Here is a 16,913-nt window from a genome sequence, read left to right as displayed (position 1 = left end):
CAGCAAGGAGTTGATCTGTCACAGGTCGCATCCACTTCGCTCCATCGGAGATGACATGCACAAGCTTCGCAAGGCCGCCGTCCTGGTCGCCGCCCTCGGGAGTGTCGGGCTTCTGAGTGGCGGTGTCGCCCACGCCGACGGTGGTGGTCTCGGCGTCCAGCAGAGCACCACCTGCAGGTCGCACGACCTGAACATCAGCGTCCTCGGCGAGGTCGGGCTCATCAACGGCCTGCTGGGCAACGCGCTCAACGGCGAGGGCAACCCGGGCGCGCAGAGCACCACGGAGGGCTCGGACATGGGCTGCAGCAACAGCTTCGGCAAGTAGGTCGTCGAAAACTGCTGTCGGTTGAAGCGGCCTGCTGGGTGATCCGCCCAGCAGGCCGCGGCCGTGACCGCGGCCTGCTGGGCGGGGCTTGGTTACTTGGCCGCCGGCGGAGTGACGTTCCCGAGGCTGAAGTCGCTTCCCGTCGTGAAGGCGGGGGCAGCGTCCGGGCTGCCGTGGCGCCCGCTGCGGCTGTCGTCGTCGTAGGCCACGGCGTTGGACTGCGAGTTGGCCACCGCGGTGACGCCCTCGTCCTCGTGGCCGTGGTCGTGGGCGAAGCTGACGCCGGCACCGAAGGCGGACAGGCCCGCGATCGCTGCGGCTACGACGGCAACGCGCTGAAACTTGCGCATGGTTAGACCCTTTCTTAACCCGGGCGGGACGCCCTGGCGTGGCTACGTATTGTGACAATATATGCACTGATAGTAGTCATTTGGGATCTTGCGGTTGTCCGCGCGCCGTGTCGTTTTTTCGTACGACCTTCAGTCCCGGCGCGGTCGCCCCACGAACGGCGCGGACATGGACAGGCCCACGAGATCGGTCCACACGGCGTCGCCGACACCGTCGAGGGTCTGTTTCGCGGCGCGTTCTGCGGCGGTGAGGATGCCGAGGCCGGCCCGGGTCTCGTAGGGCAGGTGGTCGAGGGCGAGGCGGCGGCCGACGTAGTCGATGACGGAGCCCGCCTGCTTGATGTCCGGGTCGTTGGTCAGGCCGGAGGGTTCGAAGCGGGTCCCGACGTAGTCCGCCACGAGGATTTCGAGCGGGACGCCGTGCTGGAGGCCCCGGGTGACGGTCGAGGAGAAGGCGTCCATCATGCCCGCGAGCGTGGAGCCCTGCTTGGCCATGCGGACCATCACCTCGGCGACGCGGCCGTCGGGGGAGTGCGCGACGGTGAGGTATCCCTTGCCCTCGCCGACGCTGAATGAACGGGTCGTCGACCGCATACGCCTCGCGGGATGCGATACGGCGGGCCGGGCCGCCGCCCGCGTCTCGCCGGCCACCCGTGTCGTACCGTCCCCGAATCGCTCAGTCATGAACGCCCTCACTCGTCGTCGATCTGCGGCTGTCCGGACATGCGTGGCCCAATTCCGGCAGAGCGCACCCTTGTACACAATCTGTGGGAGTCAACTCGCCGCCAGCCACCACATGTTGGGGTTGAAGATAAGGGTGGGAGGGTGAAGAACCGGCTGTGGCACGCCGGAAGGGAGGCTGGTGCGCAGTAAGTTGGGCGGATGTCCACAGTGCCGGTGATCCTGTTGCTGTCCGGGAGTCTGCGCGTCGGCTCCACCAACGAGGCCGTGCTGCGTACCGCGCAGGCCGTGGCGCCGTCTGTGCCGGTGGAGGCTGTTCTGTACGGCGGTCTGGCGGGCCTTCCGCACTTCAACCCCGATGACGACGTGGCCCCGTTGCCGGAGGCCGTGGCCGGGCTGCGGACGGCGATCGAGGGGGCGGCCGGGGTGCTGGTCTGCACTCCGGAGTATGCGGGGACCCTGCCGGGGGCGTTCAAGAACCTGCTCGACTGGACGGTCGGCGGCACCGAGATCTGTGACAAGCCGGTGGCCTGGGTCAATGCGGCCGCGCCGGGGCGCGGGCAGGGTGCGGAGGCCACGTTGCGGACGGTGCTCGGCTACACCGGCGCCGACATCGTGGAGCCGGCCTGCGTGCGGATCGCGGTGGGGCGGGAGACGGTCGGTGCGGACGGGGTTGTCGCCGACCCGGAGGCACGCCGCCAAGTCGCGGAGGTGCTACGGCTGTTGGCGGCTCGGGCGGCCGGGCCCGTGTGAGGCGCTGGGAGTGCGCCGGGCCGGCCTGCCGGAGGGGCTGATTTTGATCTTTTCAGCCCGTCCGGCGTTTGAGGACGAGGCCGTTCAGGCCGAAAGCGGGGGTCTGGGGGGCGGCCGCCCCCCCAGGTACGGGACGGGTAAGGGCGGCGGGGGCGAAAAACGGGGGGTACCTCCCAGGCCCTTGAGGCACTGGGGGAGGCACGACTGCCCGCAGGCACAAGTGCCCGCCCCGCGTCTGACCGGCGCAGATGGTGTAGCCCGCTACACCGCGCCGCCGGGTGCGGGTCGCTTAGCGTGGCGGCATGGGGAAAACGGTGCGGCAGGCGTGGCGGGCCACGGTCCATCTCGTTCTGGCCGCGGCGATGGCGTTCTGCCTGTGGATCTTCATCACGGTGCTGATCATCACCGTGATCGCCACGCTGGCAGTGGTCGGCGCCTGGATGCTGCCCGAGACGGTGCTGATCATCCGGCGGATCGCGGGCGCCAAGCGGAGCATGACGGCCGCGTGGACGGGGCAGCGGATCCCCGAGGCGTACCAGCCCCTCACCGGGCCCCTCCGCGAGCGGATCCGTACGGCAGTACGCGACCCCGGCACATTCACCGACCTGCGCTGGATGGTCGCCGACTACTTCTACGGCGCCCTGCTCGCCCTCGCGCTGCCGCTGTGGCCCGTCGGCCTGGTGGTCGACGGCGTGTGGTGCGGCCTGCTGCGCCGGACCCCCCTCGTCCTGCCGCTGATCGTGCGGATCGCGGACCTTGAGGCGGACTGGTCGACCGCCCTGCTCAAGCCGTCCCCGAAGGCCCGACTTGCCGCGCGTGTCGAGGAGTTGGCTGCCACCCGCGCCGACGCGATCGCCGCGCACGGCGCCGAGCTGCGCCGTATCGAACGCGATCTGCACGACGGCGCGCAGGCCAACCTGGTCGCCCTGTCCATGCGGATCGGGCTCGCCAAGCGCGCCTACGAGCGGGACCCGGAGACCGCCCGCAAGCTGCTCGACGAGGCGCAGGCCCAGGCCGAAAAGGCGTTGACGGAGCTGCGCCAGGTGGTGCGCGGCATCCACCCGCCGATCCTGACCGACCGCGGCCTGGTCGGCGCCGTACGGGCGCTGGCCGCGGGCTGGGGAGGACTGCAGGTGACCGTGGAGGTGGACCGGCTCGAGGACGACGGGTTGCGGGCCCCCGCCGCGGTGGAGGCGGCCGGGTACTTCGTGGTGGCGGAGGCGCTCAGCAACGCCGCCAAGTACAGCGGTTCACCGCGGGCCTCGGTCCGGCTCGAGCGGCTCAGGCGCGGGCTGCGGGTGCGGGTGGCCGATGAGGGCCACGGCGGTGCCGACGAGACGAGCGGTTCGGGACTGCTCGGCATGCGCCGACGGGTCGCCGCGCTGGATGGGACCATGGAGGTGTCCAGCCCGGCCGGCGGGCCGACGGTGATCGACGTGCTGCTGCCGTGCGTGTGGTGAGCGGCGGCTGCGCGGCACCGCGCGGTCATCGGCCCGAGCCTGGCCGGGTCAGCCCGCGTTCAGCTCCGCCAGCGGCAGCGTGTGCTGGGTCTGGAGGACCTTCGCGCGCAGGTAGCGGACGTTGTGGGCGGTGGTGAAGACGCCCGTGGGAACACGGTCGTGGACGTCGATGCCCAGCTCACGGAGCTGGCCGGCCTTGTCGGGGTTGTTGGACAGGAGGTCCAGACTGTCGATGCCCAGGGCGCGCAGCATCTGCGCGGCCGCCGTGTAGTCGCGGTCGTCCTCGGGCAGACCCAGGGCCGCGTTCGCCTCGTACGTGTCGAGGCCCTGGTCCTGGAGGGCGTACGCGTCCAGCTTGTTGTAGAGGCCGATGCCGCGGCCCTCCTGGCGCAGGTAGAGCAGTACGCCGCCGCGGTCCGCGATCCGCTCGACCGCCTCCCGCAGCTGCGGGCCGCAGTCGCAGCGGGCCGAGCCGAACACGTCGCCGGTCAGGCACTCGGAATGCAGGCGGACCAGAGGCGTTGTACCGGGGGCGGGGTCGCCCAGGACGACGGCCACATGCTCCTGGCCGTCGGTCAGGCCGTGGAAGGTGACCAGTTCGGCGTCGACGCTGTAGCCGTCTCCGAAACGCAGCGGGACGCGGACGCGGGAGCGCGGGGTGGCGGCGGGAAAGTCGGTCATGCGGGTCTCCGGGGTCCGTCCGTACCTGCTTCAGTTTTGAAGCAGATCCATGGTCGGGAACCCTACCCCATGCTTTAAATTTGAAGCAACAGTTTTTCGGGATACGTCAGATTTCCGGGCCGCCTCAGGAACACGGCCCGGAGGAGCGGCGGCGCCAGGGAACGTCCTCCGAGGTGGGGCGCTCCTCCTCCCGCTCCAGTGCCTGCACGACGCCCGAGAAGATCTCCTCCAGCTGCTCCACCTGCTGCGGGGTCAGCTGATCGAAGAGCAGCGAACGCACGGTCTCCACATGTCCGGGCGCCGTGCGTTCCAGCACGGCCATCCCCTCGTCGGTCAGCATGGCGAAGCTGCTGCGCTTGTCCCACTGGCAGTCCTCGCGCCGGATCAGACCGTCCTTCTCCAGCCGGGTCACGGCATACGTCAGCCGGCTGCGCGTGATCTTCGCCCGCTCGGCGAGATCGGTCATGCGCAGCCTGCCGTCCGGCGCCTCGGAGAGGTTGGCCAGGATGGAGTAGTACAGATGCGGCATGCCGGCGTCCTGCTGGAGCTGCCGGTCGATCGCGTCCTCCAGGAGGTGCGTCGCCGCGATGTACGCGCGCCAGGCGCGCTGCTCCTTCTCCGTGAGCCAGCGAGTCGTCATGCACCCAGTGTAGGTTTGTTTCAAACTTTAACCAAGCCTGTCCGCCGAGAGTGAGCGCGTCCGATGCCGTACCCGTACGTCCTGCTGTCCGCCGCCGTCTCCCTCGACGGCTACCTCGACGACACCGGCCCCGAGCGCCTCCTGCTCTCCAGCCCGGCGGACTTCGACCGGGTGGACGAGGTCCGTGCCTCCGTCGACGCGATCCTCATCGGCGCCGGCACGATCCGCGCCGACAACCCGCGCCTGCTGGTGTACTCGCCCGAGCGCCGCGCCGCCCGCGTCGCGGCCGGACAGCCGGAGTACCCGCTCAAGGTCACGGTCAGCGGCTCAGGAGACCTGGACCCGGCCGCGAATTTCTGGCACACGGGCGGCGCGAAGATCGTCTGTACGACCGACAAGGGCGCCGAACGGGCCCGCGCCCTCGGCCTCGCGGCCGACGTCGTCCCGCTCGGCCCCGACCTCGACTGGCGCCGCCTCCTGGAGCATCTGCACGACGCACGCGGCGTGCGGCGCCTGATGGTCGAGGGCGGCGGCACGATCCACACCCAGCTCCTCCAGCAGGGCCTGGCCGACGAGCTCCAGCTCGTCCTGGCGCCCCTCTTCGTGGGCGACCCGGACGCCCCCCGTCTCTTCGGCCCCGGCGCCTACCAGCCCGGCCGCCTGCGCCTGACGGAAACCCGCCGGATCGAGGACGTCGTCCTCATGCGCTACGAGCCCACGGCCCCCGGCACCGGCCCGCTCCCCGCCGCCGCCGACCACCACTGGCTGGCCCTCGCCTGCGACCTGGCGGCCGAGTGCCCGCCCTCGCGCACGGCCTTCAGCGTCGGCGCGGTGATCGTCGCCGCCGACGGCACGGAGCTCGCCCGCGGCCACTCGCGCGAGGCCGACGACCCGGTCGTCCACGCCGAGGAGGCGGCCCTGGCCAAGCTGGACCCCGCCGACCCGAGGCTGGCGTCGGCGACGGTCTACAGCAGCCTGGAACCCTGCGCCCACCGCGCCTCCCGCCCCAAGCCGTGCGCGCGGCTGATCCTCGACGCGGGGGTACGACGGGTGGTCACGGCCTGGCGTGAGCCGGACACGTTCGTGGCGGGGGCGGACGGGAGCGGGCTGCTGGCCGGGCAGGGGGTCGAGGTGGTCGTACTGGGGGAGTACGAGGAGCGGGCAACGGCACCGAACCAGCACTTGTTGGCGTGAAGTTGGCGGGCTGATATCTCACCGCCGTTCGGCATGGTTTTTTCAGCCCGTCCGGCGTTTGAGGACGAGGCCGTTCAGGCCGAAAGCGGGGGTCTGGGGGCGGCAGCCCCCAGCACCGCAAGCCGCAACCACCCCACACCGGCCGATCGGCCCAACAGATCCTGCGGCCAACTTCCCGAAGGGTGACCCTGACCGTACCGGCCGGAGGCGATCGCGGAGGTAGTGCCAGTGAGGTCAGTCCCCAGACGTGCGGCGGCAGTTCTCCTCGTCCTCCTGCTGACGGCGCTCGTCGCCTCCTGCGGCACCGACCCGGGCACCCGCACCATGGCGAGGGCGCTGCCCCCGGGCGCACCGTTCACCCACCCCGGTGTGCTCGTCAGCAAGGCCCAGCTGGACGCCGTACGCAAGAACGTCATCGCGGGCAAGCAGCCCTGGCTGAAGGCGTTCCTCGACATGCGGGACAGCAAGTACGGGTCGTACAAGTACGCGGCGCAGCCGTCCGCGATCGTCAACTGTCCCTGGGGCGGCAAGGGCGCGCAGGGCTGTCTCGAGGAGCGGCAGGACGCCATCGCCGCCTATACGCAAGCCCTCCTGTACAGCGTCACCGGTCAGCGCGAGCACGCCCTCAAGGCCCGGGAGATCATGGATGCCTGGTCGGCGAAGCTGAAGCGGCACACGGCGCAGGACGCCCAGCTGCAGTCCTCGTGGGCCGGGTCGACCTGGGCGCGGGCCGCGGAGATCATCCGCTACGCACCGGGCGCCGGCTGGCCCGCCGACCGGGTGCGGCGGTTCGCGGCCATGCTGCGCACCGCCTACCTCCCCGAGGTCACCAGGGACCTTCCCGACTACAACGGCAACTGGGACCTCGCGATGACCGACGCCGCCATCGGGATCGCCGTCTTCACCGACGACCACAAGACCTTCGACAACGCCGTCAGGCGCTTCCGCGGCCTGGTGCCCGACTACTTCTATCTGCGCAAGGACGGCAAGATCCCGCTCACCCCGGCCGGCTCCGACGCCAACACCGTGCAGAAGCTCGAGACGTACTGGTTCAAGGAGACGAAGTTCGAGGACGGGATCGCGCAGGAGACCTGCCGCAACTTCAAGCACGTCGGCTACTCCCTCGCCGCCACGGCACACATCGCCGAGACCGCCTGGCACCAGGGCGTCGACCTGTACAGCGACGTCAAGGACCGGCTGAAGGCGGCCCTCGACTTCCACGCCCGCTACGAGATGGGGGAGAAGCCCCCGCGGTGGCTGTGCGGCGGCAGGGTCGTCGGGAACATGGGCCCCGACCTGGAGGTCGCCCTCAACCACCTGGAGAACCGGCTCGGCACCCCCGTCCCGGCCGCCCACAAGCTGGTCGAGCAGACCCGCCCGGCCGGCACAGACGACCTCTTCGTCTCCTGGGAGACGCTCACCCACGCGGACAATCCGGCGGCCTGACCGAGGCCTGCGGGCCCTGAGAAACGCAGGTGAACGGGGGCGGACGTAAACCGTGGCGCAGACAGCCCCGCGGATGGCGTATGCTGGTTACACAACGACGCGGGGTGGAGCAGCTCGGTAGCTCGCTGGGCTCATAACCCAGAGGTCGCAGGTTCAAATCCTGTCCCCGCTACTCAAGGCTCAGGGCCGGAGTCCAGTTACTGGACTCCGGCCCTGAGTGTTTCCCCCGGTCGGGCCATCCGGCTCGCCGCGCGCAGCCGTCCCGGGAAACCTGGAGGGGTGGAGCAGGAGGGGCCGATCTCATACGCGCGCACCTTCGTACGGCTGCTCCCGGCGCTGCTGATCGTGGGCGGGACCTGCTACGACTACCTCACACCGTCGCGGTTCACGGCGGGCCCCCTCTTCACCGCCGCCCCCCTGGTCGCCGCCCCGCTCTACTCGCGCCGGGGCACGGTCCTCACCGGCATCGCGACCGTCCTGGTCGTCACCGCGATCCACGCCGAGGTCGGCATCCTCTTCCAGGTCGAGGCGGTCACCGAGCTGGTCACCGTGGCGACGGTCGCCGTCCTGGCCGTCCTCATCAACCTCCTGGTCCGCCGCAGCCGCGAGGAGCTCGCCTCGCAGCGCGAGATCGCCGAGGCCGCCCAGCGCGCGGTGCTGCCCGACCCCGCCGAGCGGATCGGAGGGTTCGCGATCGCGGCCCGGTACGAGGCCGCGCAGGAGGACGCGTTCATCGGCGGTGACCTGTACGCGGTGCAGGACAGCCCGCACGGCGTACGGCTGGTCGTGGGCGACGTACGCGGAAAGGGGATGGGGGCGGTGGCCGCCGTGGCCGTCGTCATCGGGGCGTTCCGGGAGGCCGCCGAGCAGGAGGCGACGCTGGAGGCGGTCGCGCAGCGGCTGGACCGGGCGCTGGCGCGCGAGGCGGCGCGGCGCGAGGGCATCGAGCTGTTCGAGGGGTTCACGACCGCCGTGCTCGCCGAACTCCCGCACGGCGAAGGCGTCGTACGCATCGTCACGCGCGGCCACCCTCCCCCGCTGCTGCTGTGCCCGGACGGCACCGTGCACACCCTGCACGCCCGTGAGCCCGCCCTGCCGCTCGGTATGGGCGAGTTCGGGAGCTGGCCCGACCGCGCTGAGGAGACCGCCTTCCGCAGCGGGGCCACGCTGCTGCTGTACACCGACGGGCTGTCCGAGGCGCGGGACGAGCACGGGCGGTTCTTCGAACCCGCGGACCTGCTCGCCGGCCGGGTCTTCCACGAGCCCGCGGCGCTGCTCGCGACCCTCGCGCGGGAGGTGCGCCGGCATGCGGCGGAGGCCATGACGGACGACATGGCGCTGCTCGCCGTAAGACGGCCCTGAGTTACCTGAGGTACCTGAGGCGCGGTCAACTCGCCCGTTTTTCGCCGTTCATGCGCCGTACGTCCAGGTCAGAAAGGTTAATGATCAAGCGGAACACCTTGGAATCGGCACCCCGGGTCTATTAACGTTCGATAACGCAGCGCGGTCGTCCCAGCCGTCACAAGAGGCGGCTCCGTGCGCACGCGCCGAATCCCGCAAGGGAACCGGGGAACCACCACCCTGGGGTGAATCGCGCTGATACCGCCGTGGCAGCACGGCCGGTATACGCGCGTAGGAGACCTTCCTGCTCCGAACCCGTCAGCTAACCCGGTAGGCGAGAAGGAAGGAAAGGAGCACGCCCACGTGGCGTCCAACCCGCCTGCCCCGCAAGCCCCGTTCGTGCCGAGCAGCGAGCCCTTCGGCTTCGCCGTCCGACGCACCGACGAGGGCCCGTGGGAGGAGTGGAATCCCACAGAGGAGTCCATCGCCCCGATCCGCGGCCGGCACCGCGTCGCCAAGCAGCGCGGCGGGGGACTCGCCCGCAGCTCCACGGTCCTGGGCGTCGGCGTCATAGCCGCCGTCGGCGCGGGCGGCATGGCCAGCGCCAACACCGGCAAGCCGCCGGTGTCGATCTCCATGCCCGATCTCGGCTCCGTGAGCCATGTGTTCGACGGCTCCTCCGACGCCCCCAAGGGCTCCGCGACCGCGCTCAGCGACGTCGCCACCACCTCCGAGAGCACCGCGCAGGGCGCCGGTGAGGCGCTGCGCGACCGGATCATGGCGCAGGCCGAGTCGCAGCAGGTCCAGATCGACAGCAAGAGCCAGTCGGCCACCGAGGCGGCCCTCGCCAAGCAGATCGACGACGCCGCCGCCAAGGCGGAGCAGGAGGCCGCGGCCAAGGCCGCCGCCGCGAAGGAGAAGGCGGAGGCGGCGGCCAAGAAGGCGGCCGAGGCCGCGAAGCTCGCCGAGCTGGCCAAGCAGTTCAAGCTGCCGGTCGTGTCGTACACGATCACCGGCACCTTCGGTCAGGCCGGCTCCATGTGGTCCTCCGGCTACCACACGGGCCTCGACTTCGCCGCCCCCACGGGCACGCTCATCAAGGCCATCCACTCCGGCACCATCACGGAGGCCGGCTGGGCGGGCTCGTACGGCTACCGCACGATTCTCACCCTCGACGACGGTACGGAGCTCTGGTTCTGCCACCAGTCGTCGATCAGCGTCAGCGTCGGCCAGAAGGTCAGCACGGGTGACGTCATCGGCCGCATCGGCGCCACCGGCAACGTGACCGGCCCGCATCTGCACCTCGAGGTCCACCCCGACGGCCAGGCCACCGGCATCGACCCGATGACGTGGCTGCGCAGCAGGGGCCTCAACCCCTGAGATCCGTACGTTCTCAGTCCTTCGCCGGCTCCCGGAGTGTCGTAGTCCGCTTGTTTACGGGATCTTTGCGCCCGTTGCGGAAGACCGGCCTCCGGGGTCGACGTTGACGTAGAGCATGACTTCTCCTTCTCTGCGCAAGCTCGGCTCCTCCGGCCTCGAGGTCTTCCCGCTCTCCCTGGGCGGCAACGTCTTCGGCTGGACCGCCGACGAGGCCACGTCCTTCGCCGTCCTCGACGCCTATGCGGCTGCCGGCGGCAACTTCGTCGACACCGCCGACTCCTACTCGGCCTGGGTCGACGGCAACCAGGGCGGCGAGTCCGAGACGATCATCGGCAAGTGGGTCAGGGCGCGCGGCAACCGTGACGACGTGGTGATCGCCACCAAGGTCAGCCAGCACCCCGAGTTCCAGGGCCTGTCCGCCGCAAACATCAAGGCCGCGGCCGATGCCTCCCTGCGCCGCCTCGACACCGACTACATCGACCTCTACTACACCCACTTCGACAAGCCCGAGGTGCCGGTCGAGGAGATCATCGGCGCGCTCGACGAACTGGTGAAGGCGGGCAAGGTCCGGCACATCGCCGCGTCCAACATCACACCCGACCGGCTCCGCGCGTCCCTGGAGTTCTCCGACCGCGAGGGCCTCGCCAAGTACGTGGCCCTGCAGCCCCACTACAACCTGGTCTCGCGCGACACCTACGAGGGCGAGCTGCAGGACCTGGCCGCACGCTACGGCCTCGCGGCCGTCCCCTACTTCTCCCTCGCCTCCGGCTTCCTCACCGGCAAGTACCGCCCGGGCGTGAAGGTCGACAGCCCGCGTGCGGGTGGCGCTGCCAAGCACCTGGAGTCCGAGCGGGGTCAGCGGGTGCTGACCGCCCTCGACGAGATCGCCCAGGCCCACGACGCCCCGGTCGCCGCGGTCGCCCTGGCCTGGCTCGCGGGCCGGCCCACGGTCGCCGCCCCGATCGCGTCCGCGCGGACGGTGGAGCAGCTGCCGGCGCTGCTGGCGGTGGGCGAACTGACGCTCACCGAGGCCGAGGTCGCGCGGCTGACGGAAGCGTCGGCCTGACCCTCTCAGGTCCTACGACCGGTACGGGTTGTACGCGGGATTCGGCACCGCCGGGTACCCGTACGCCCCGTACACCGGCCAGGGCGGCGCCGCCACCGGCACCGGGGGCGCCGTCATCCGCGCCGCGTGGTCCAGCGCCGGGCGCGCCACCTCGCGGCGCCGCCACAGCTCGTGCAGCAACTCCCGTTCCCTGACGACGAAGTCGGCGCCGGCGCGGCCACGGCGCCCCCGGTGCCGCAGGAAGGCCAGGGAGGTCGCGTACGCCTCGTACTGTGCGACCTCGCGTGCGGCGGGCTTGCCGAGGTGGCGGGCGGCGTGTTCGCGGGCCAGCCGGCGTGCCCGCATCGAACCGAGGGCATAGGGCTCGGCGGGGGTGAGCCAGCCGGCGACGGCGTAGGCGGGCAGTTCCTCGCGCACCGTGCGCAGTTCGCGCTGGCGGGTCCAGATGACCAGCCAGGTCAGCAGGGCGAACGCGGGGACCATGAAGGCCGCGTACACCGCGAAGAAGCCGTACTCGCCGAAGTTCGAGGAGCCGTTCCAGATCGCGTGCATGCTCATCGCGAGCAGCAGCCCCAAGAGCGGGACGAGGACGCGCCGCAGGTGCTGGCGTTCCGCGGACAGCGCGGCGATGCCGAAGCCGATGCCGGTGAGGACGGTGAACAGCGGGTGCGCGAACGGGGACATGATGATGCGCACGAAGAACGTCGCCGCGGTGACGGAGGCGATACCGCGGTCGCCGGTGAGCTGGTCGGTGCCGAAGGCAGTGCCCAGATAGAGGATGTTCTCGGTGAACGCGAAGCCGGTGGCGGTGACCCCGGCTATCACCACCCCGTCGACGATCCCGGTGAAGTCCCGTCTGCGGAACAGGAACACGAGCAGCACAGCGGCCGCCTTCGAGGACTCCTCGACTATGGGCGCTATGACCGTCGCACCGAGGGTGTCCGCGCTGGACGGGTCCGCGGTCGCCGTCGCTATCCACTTCGTGGCGAAGCTGTTGGCGACGATCGCTATCAGCGCCGCCGCACAGGCCCCCCAGGCGAAGGCGAACAGCAGGTTGCGCCAGGGGCCGGGCGCGACGCGGTCCAGCCAGCGGAAGGCGGCCATGAGAAGCGGCACGGGCAGGACGGCCAGCCCGAGCCCCACCAGGAACCCTTCGGTGCCGGTCTGTTCACGCACCAGGGCGAGGATGACGAGCCCGGAGAGCGCGAGCAGGGTGATGAGCGCGCCGTACCGGACCGCTCTGCGCTGCCACCAGTGAGCGTGCCCGAGCGCACCGCCGGCCGGGCCGCCGGGGTGTGGCGGATGCGTCGGGTACGGGGGAAAGGTGGCCACGGCATTGACCCTAACGAGGGAGGGCGCCGCCCGCGACGGTACTTCGGATTGCCCGCAGGGCCGTGGGGCGTCAGGCGCCGGTGGGGGGCTGGTTGTGGTGCTGTACGCGACGGAAGAGCAGGTCGTTCACGACATGTCCTTTGTCCAGTCCCTGGCCCTCGAAACGGGTCAGCGGCCGGAAGTCGGGACGGGGCGCAAAACCGCCCTCTGGCTGCGTGTTCTCGAACTCGGGATGCGCCGTCAGCACTTCGAGCATCTGTTCGGCGTACGGCTGCCAGTCGGTCGCGCAGTGCACGATGCCGCCGGGCCTGATCCGGGCCGCGGCGAGGTCGAGGAACTCCGGCTGGATCAGCCGCCGCTTGTGATGCCGCTTCTTCGGCCACGGGTCGGGGAAATAGACCCGCAGCCCGTCCAGCGAATCCGGGGTGAGCATCTCGCGCAGCAGGATGATCGCGTCCCCGTTGGCCACGCGGACGTTGGACAGCCCGTCGTGGTCGGCCAGGTTGAGCAGATTCCCCTGCCCCGGGGTGTGCACGTCCACGGCGAGGATGTTCGTCTCCGGGTCCGCGGCGGCCATCTGTGCGGTGGCCTCACCCATGCCGAACCCGATCTCGAGCACGACGGGATTGCCGTTCCCGAACAGCTCGCCGAGATCGATGGTCCGCTGCCCGTCGATGTCCAGCCCCCACTTGGGCCACAGCCGCTGCAGCGCATCCGCCTGCCCGGCGGTCACCCGGCTGCGCCGCGGCTGAAAACTCCGGATCCGCCGCTCGAAGTGCGACCCGGCAGGATCAGCCTTCGGCCCGTCCGGGAACCGGGGCTCGCCCTTGGCCCGGCTGTGCCGGACGGACACACCGGGGACGTGCGAGGAGTGCTCGCCGGGGCGGGGGGCTTCGGGGGCATTGAGGGAGTCAGACACAGTGGGGACGATTTTACGGGGAGCAGACAGCGGTCGGTCATCCCAGCCCGTCCGGCGTTTGAGGACGAGGCCGTCCAGGCCGAAAGCGGGGGTCTGGGGGCGCAGCCCCCAGGGACGGGACGGGTAGGGGCGGCGGGGGCGAGCTGCATCCGTCAGCGGCTCCGCCGCGGTCCCGGCCCGGCCGCCGGGCAACCTCACACCGAGCCCAGCATGGCCAGCGCCCGGCCGGCCACCTCCCGCCCAATCGGCAGCGAAGCGGTCGCCGCAGGCGAGGGTGCATTCAGCACATGCACAGCCCGCGGTCCCTCCTTGATCAGAAAGTCGTCCACCAGCCCCCCGTCCCGCAGCACCGCCTGCGCCCGCACCCCCGCCGCCGTCGGCACCAGATCATCCGCAGTCACCGCCGGCAGCAGCCGCCGCACGGCCGTGGTGAACGCCCCCTTCGACACCGACCGTGCCAGCTCACCTGCCCCGTACCGCCAGTGCCGACCGGCCATCCGCCACGCTCCCGGCCAGGCCAGCGTCCGCGCCACCTCCCGCGGCCGTACGACCCCCCAGTCGTACCCCTCCCGCGCCAGCGCCGGCACCGCGTTCGGCCCGATGTGCACACCCCCGTCGATCCCGCGCGTGAGGTGCACGCCGAGGAACGGAAACGCCGGATCCGGCACCGGGTACACCAGCCCGCGCACCAGGTCGGGGCGGGCCAGCTCGTAGTACTCGCCGCGGAACGGCACGATCCGCATCTCGGGGTCGTCCCCGGTCAGCCATGCCACCTCGTCGCAGTACAGCCCGGCACAGTTCACCAGCACGCGTCCGCGGACGATCTCACCGCTCGTCGTCCGCACGGCCACACCGAGTTCCGGCCGCCGGTCGATCCGCTCGACCCGCGCCCCGTACCGGATCTCCGCGCCCGAGGCCTCGGCCAGCTGCCGGGCGACCCCCACGAAGTCGCATATCCCGGTCGTCCCGACGTGTATGGCCGCGAGCCCGCGCACCTCCGGCTCGTACTCCGGGATCTGGGCGCCGCCCAGCTCCCGTACCGGAATCCCGTTCTCCCGGCCGCGCTGCACCAGGGCGTGCAGCCGTGGCAGCTCGTCCTTCTCGGTCGCGACGATCAGCTTGCCGGTGACGGCATGCGCGATGCCGTACTCCGCGCAGAACTTCACCATCTCCGCGGCGCCCCGCACCGCGTACCGCGCCTTCAGGGAGCCCGGACGGTAGTAGATCCCGCTGTGGATCACCCCGCTGTTGCGCCCCGTCTGGTGCCGGGCCGGCCCCGGCTCCTTCTCCAGCACGGTCACCCGCGTCCCCGGCGCGACACGCGTGATCGCGAACGCCGTGGACAGCCCGACGATGCCACCCCCCACCACCAGCACATCACAGTCGTAAGCGATCCCCGGCCGCACCTGCACCACCTCCCGCCTAGATAGTGCACTGCGCCACTGACAACCACTTCAAACGTGGGAGAAAAGAGCCCCTCCAATGCCCCCCGGCTCAGGCGGGGGCCATCAACAACGGCCGCGCCCGCTCCCGCAACTCCACCACCCGAGGCTCGTCCCCATACGGCTCCAGCCGATGCAGAAGATCCTTCACATACTCCGTGGTCCGCGCGGACGAGATCCGCCCGGCCACCTCCACCGCCCGAACCCCCTGCTCGCACGCCGCATCAAGATTGCCGGACTCCAGCTCGGCCACCGCCGAAACCACCAACCGCAGCCCGTGCGACCGCACGAACTCCTCCGTCGGCTTCGACAGCGCCTGCTCGGTGAACCGCCGCACCTGACGCGGCGCCTTCAGATCGCGGTAGCACTCCGCCGCGTCCGCCGCGAAACGGTCGTACGAGTAGAAACCGAGCCATGACGGGTCATTGTCGCCGTCACGGGCCCGTTCCAGCCACCCTTCGGCGGCCCGCAGCGCCGCGCCCGCCGCCTGCGCGTCACCCGCCCGCGCGTGCGCACGTGCCTCGACGAGCCGGAAGAAACTCATGGTGCGGGCGGTCGCCAGACCCCGGTTGCGCTCAAGGGCGGCCTGCGCGAGATCGACGCCCTCGTCGCCGAAGCCGCGATAGGTCGCCTGCAGCGACATGGACGCCAGCACATACCCCCCGAGGGGCACATCCGCCGCGGCCCGGGCCAGCCGCAGGGCCTGGATGTAGTACCGCTGCGCGGCCTCCTGCTGCCCGGTGTCGAAGGCCATCCAGCCCGCGAGCCGGGTCAGTTCGGCGCTCGCCCCGAACAGTGCCCGCCCGACCTCGTCCGAGTACGCACCGAGCAGCAGCGGAGCGGCCTCGACCCGCAGGCACTCGGGCACCATCGACGAACGCCAGTCGCCTCCGCCGTACTTGGAGTCCCAGCGCCGGGCGTCCTCGGCGGCCTCCCGCAGCTTCTGCACATCGCTGTGGCCGACTTTGAGCGGTGCGCCCGAGCCGTCGGCGGAGTTCGCCTCGCGCGCGACCGAACTGTCGGCCGGTGTTATCAGCCACCGTGAGGCGGGCGTTGCGTATGCGCTTACTGCGAATGATCCGGCCAGCGACTGCCAGATGCCGCCGGAGCCGGCCCGGCGCCCGGCGAGGTCGAGACGGTAGAGCTCCGTCGCCGACCGCACCGCCTGTCCTACGTCCCTGGGGAAGGCGAGGCCCACTTCGGGTGCGGGATCCGCGTCCGCCAGGCCGATCTCGTGGAGCGGCACCGGGCGGCCGAGCTTCTGGCCTATCGCGGCGGCGATGAGATGCGGCGCGGCACCCTGCGGCACCATGCCCTTCGACACCCAGCGCGCCACCGAGGTCTTGTCGTAGCGAAGAGTCAACCCGCGTTGAGCGCCAAGATCGTTGACGCGACGCGCGAGTCCTGCGTTGCTGATTCCCGCGAGGGCGAGAACGGTGCCGAGTTTTTCGTTCGGCCCGCGTTGCTCCCTGGACATGCGCCACCCCTCGACACAGACGGCTGCCGCGCTGGCATAACCACGCGGCATTCGTAAACCCAGCGTAGTTCGCCGCATCCCAAGCGTTAAGGGGCATTGTTCCGGATGGCGGGATTGTGGTCCGCACTGAAGTACGGGTCCGATACGCGCAGTTGCGCCATGCTCCCGCTGTGTGGCCGTGCGCCCGTCCGTGCGCTCTTCTCCGGCCATGCGGGGAGCGCTTCCATGGGCGGTGCGTGGGTCGGCCCGCTGTACTGGATCCAGCGGGCTGGGGGACACCGCCGCCTTCATCCCCGCGGGCGGCGGACGGGCCCGGGGGGCGAACTCCGTCTCCCGGGCTGCGCGCGGGTGATGCGATGCTCAGAGCATGTACGGAGCGTGTCCAAGCCTGGCCCGCCATCACCGATTTGGCTGAAAATCGCCCCTTCG

General features: G+C 70.9%; 16 protein-coding genes, 1 tRNA gene and 1 riboswitch. Of the genes, 9 read left to right on the top strand and 8 right to left on the bottom strand.

The window, feature by feature from the left end; genetic code table 11:
- The first annotated feature begins 55 nt into the window (after positions 1 to 55).
- Complete coding sequence (locus IH68_RS0123475; RefSeq protein ID WP_030938432.1) at positions 56 to 325, top strand: hypothetical protein; 270 nt, start codon at positions 56 to 58, stop codon at positions 323 to 325.
- Positions 326 to 417: 92 nt separating this feature from the next.
- Here the strand turns inward: IH68_RS0123475 and IH68_RS0123470 are convergent, their stop codons facing one another.
- Positions 418 to 675 (bottom strand): hypothetical protein, encoded by a 258-nt coding sequence (locus IH68_RS0123470; RefSeq protein WP_030938430.1) that lies wholly within the window; start codon positions 673 to 675, stop codon positions 418 to 420.
- Between the two features lie 129 nt (positions 676 to 804).
- Positions 805 to 1,356 (bottom strand): ribonucleoside-diphosphate reductase, encoded by a 552-nt coding sequence (locus tag IH68_RS0123465; protein ID WP_030938428.1) that lies wholly within the window; start codon positions 1,354 to 1,356, stop codon positions 805 to 807.
- Between the two features lie 198 nt (positions 1,357 to 1,554).
- Between IH68_RS0123465 and IH68_RS0123460 the strand changes: the two genes are divergently transcribed.
- On the top strand, positions 1,555 to 2,106 hold the full coding sequence (locus IH68_RS0123460) for an NADPH-dependent FMN reductase (protein ID WP_030938426.1): 552 nt from the start codon (positions 1,555 to 1,557) through the stop codon (positions 2,104 to 2,106).
- Between the two features lie 302 nt (positions 2,107 to 2,408).
- On the top strand, positions 2,409 to 3,566 hold the full coding sequence (locus IH68_RS0123455; protein WP_030938423.1) for a sensor histidine kinase: 1,158 nt from the start codon (positions 2,409 to 2,411) through the stop codon (positions 3,564 to 3,566).
- 48 nt (positions 3,567 to 3,614) lie between these two features.
- Here IH68_RS0123455 and IH68_RS0123450 read toward each other — a convergent pair whose 3' ends face one another.
- Together IH68_RS0123450 and IH68_RS0123445 are read right to left on the bottom strand one after the other, a co-directional pair.
- On the bottom strand, positions 3,615 to 4,247 hold the full coding sequence (locus IH68_RS0123450; protein WP_030938421.1) for a GTP cyclohydrolase II: 633 nt from the start codon (positions 4,245 to 4,247) through the stop codon (positions 3,615 to 3,617).
- 124 nt (positions 4,248 to 4,371) lie between these two features.
- Positions 4,372 to 4,887: a MarR family winged helix-turn-helix transcriptional regulator gene (locus IH68_RS0123445; protein WP_030938419.1), complete on the bottom strand. Its 516-nt coding sequence runs from the start codon at positions 4,885 to 4,887 to the stop codon at positions 4,372 to 4,374.
- 63 nt (positions 4,888 to 4,950) lie between these two features.
- Between IH68_RS0123445 and IH68_RS0123440 the strand changes: the two genes are divergently transcribed.
- From IH68_RS0123440 to IH68_RS0123415, 6 genes are all read left to right on the top strand, one after another.
- Positions 4,951 to 6,081, top strand: coding sequence for a dihydrofolate reductase family protein (locus tag IH68_RS0123440; protein ID WP_030938416.1), 1,131 nt, complete (start codon positions 4,951 to 4,953; stop codon positions 6,079 to 6,081).
- A 222-nt stretch (positions 6,082 to 6,303) separates the two neighbouring features.
- Entirely contained in the window at positions 6,304 to 7,527 is a 1,224-nt protein-coding gene (locus tag IH68_RS0123435) for an alginate lyase family protein (protein ID WP_030938415.1), read from the top strand.
- 98 nt (positions 7,528 to 7,625) lie between these two features.
- A tRNA-Met gene (locus IH68_RS0123430) sits at positions 7,626 to 7,699 on the top strand.
- A gap of 107 nt (positions 7,700 to 7,806) precedes the next feature.
- Positions 7,807 to 8,889: a PP2C family protein-serine/threonine phosphatase gene (locus tag IH68_RS0123425; RefSeq protein WP_030938413.1), complete on the top strand. Its 1,083-nt coding sequence runs from the start codon at positions 7,807 to 7,809 to the stop codon at positions 8,887 to 8,889.
- 173 nt (positions 8,890 to 9,062) lie between these two features.
- A riboswitch (cyclic di-AMP (ydaO/yuaA leader) is annotated at positions 9,063 to 9,220 on the top strand.
- Between the two features lie 11 nt (positions 9,221 to 9,231).
- Positions 9,232 to 10,248 (top strand): M23 family metallopeptidase, encoded by a 1,017-nt coding sequence (locus IH68_RS0123420; protein ID WP_030938410.1) that lies wholly within the window; start codon positions 9,232 to 9,234, stop codon positions 10,246 to 10,248.
- A gap of 115 nt (positions 10,249 to 10,363) precedes the next feature.
- Entirely contained in the window at positions 10,364 to 11,314 is a 951-nt protein-coding gene (locus tag IH68_RS0123415; RefSeq protein ID WP_030938408.1) for an aldo/keto reductase, read from the top strand.
- A 12-nt stretch (positions 11,315 to 11,326) separates the two neighbouring features.
- Here IH68_RS0123415 and IH68_RS0123410 read toward each other — a convergent pair whose 3' ends face one another.
- The 4 genes from IH68_RS0123410 to IH68_RS0123395 all read right to left on the bottom strand — a co-directional run bounded on the left by IH68_RS0123410 (position 11,327) and on the right by IH68_RS0123395 (position 16,484).
- A complete protein-coding gene (locus IH68_RS0123410) occupies positions 11,327 to 12,646 on the bottom strand; it encodes a PrsW family intramembrane metalloprotease (protein ID WP_030938407.1) in 1,320 nt (439 codons plus the stop codon).
- A gap of 70 nt (positions 12,647 to 12,716) precedes the next feature.
- Positions 12,717 to 13,565: a tRNA (guanosine(46)-N7)-methyltransferase TrmB gene (gene trmB / locus IH68_RS50070; protein ID WP_030938405.1), complete on the bottom strand. Its 849-nt coding sequence runs from the start codon at positions 13,563 to 13,565 to the stop codon at positions 12,717 to 12,719.
- Positions 13,566 to 13,759: 194 nt separating this feature from the next.
- Positions 13,760 to 14,980 (bottom strand): L-2-hydroxyglutarate oxidase, encoded by a 1,221-nt coding sequence (lhgO, locus tag IH68_RS0123400; protein WP_030938404.1) that lies wholly within the window; start codon positions 14,978 to 14,980, stop codon positions 13,760 to 13,762.
- Positions 14,981 to 15,059: 79 nt separating this feature from the next.
- Positions 15,060 to 16,484: a hypothetical protein gene (locus IH68_RS0123395; RefSeq protein WP_030938403.1), complete on the bottom strand. Its 1,425-nt coding sequence runs from the start codon at positions 16,482 to 16,484 to the stop codon at positions 15,060 to 15,062.
- Positions 16,485 to 16,913: the final 429 nt, after the last annotated feature.

The organism is Streptomyces sp. NRRL S-646 (assembly GCF_000720765.1).
Taxonomy (GTDB): Bacteria; Actinomycetota; Actinomycetes; order Streptomycetales; family Streptomycetaceae; genus Streptomyces.
This window is presented reverse-complemented; position numbering and strand designations above follow the sequence as displayed.

Excerpts from the sequence above, each read along its gene's own strand:
- IH68_RS0123475 (WP_030938432.1), top strand. The coding sequence starts at position 56 with ATGCACAAGCTTCGCAAGGCCGCCGTCCTGGTCGCCGCCCTCGGGAGT.
- IH68_RS0123470 (WP_030938430.1), bottom strand. The coding sequence starts at position 675 with ATGCGCAAGTTTCAGCGCGTTGCCGTCGTAGCCGCAGCGATCGCGGGC.
- IH68_RS0123465 (WP_030938428.1), bottom strand. The coding sequence starts at position 1,356 with ATGACTGAGCGATTCGGGGACGGTACGACACGGGTGGCCGGCGAGACG.
- IH68_RS0123460 (WP_030938426.1), top strand. The coding sequence starts at position 1,555 with ATGTCCACAGTGCCGGTGATCCTGTTGCTGTCCGGGAGTCTGCGCGTC.
- IH68_RS0123455 (WP_030938423.1), top strand. The coding sequence starts at position 2,409 with ATGGGGAAAACGGTGCGGCAGGCGTGGCGGGCCACGGTCCATCTCGTT.
- IH68_RS0123450 (WP_030938421.1), bottom strand. The coding sequence starts at position 4,247 with ATGACCGACTTTCCCGCCGCCACCCCGCGCTCCCGCGTCCGCGTCCCG.
- IH68_RS0123445 (WP_030938419.1), bottom strand. The coding sequence starts at position 4,887 with ATGACGACTCGCTGGCTCACGGAGAAGGAGCAGCGCGCCTGGCGCGCG.
- IH68_RS0123440 (WP_030938416.1), top strand. The coding sequence starts at position 4,951 with ATGCCGTACCCGTACGTCCTGCTGTCCGCCGCCGTCTCCCTCGACGGC.
- IH68_RS0123415 (WP_030938408.1), top strand. The coding sequence starts at position 10,364 with ATGACTTCTCCTTCTCTGCGCAAGCTCGGCTCCTCCGGCCTCGAGGTC.
- IH68_RS0123395 (WP_030938403.1), bottom strand. The coding sequence starts at position 16,484 with ATGTCCAGGGAGCAACGCGGGCCGAACGAAAAACTCGGCACCGTTCTC.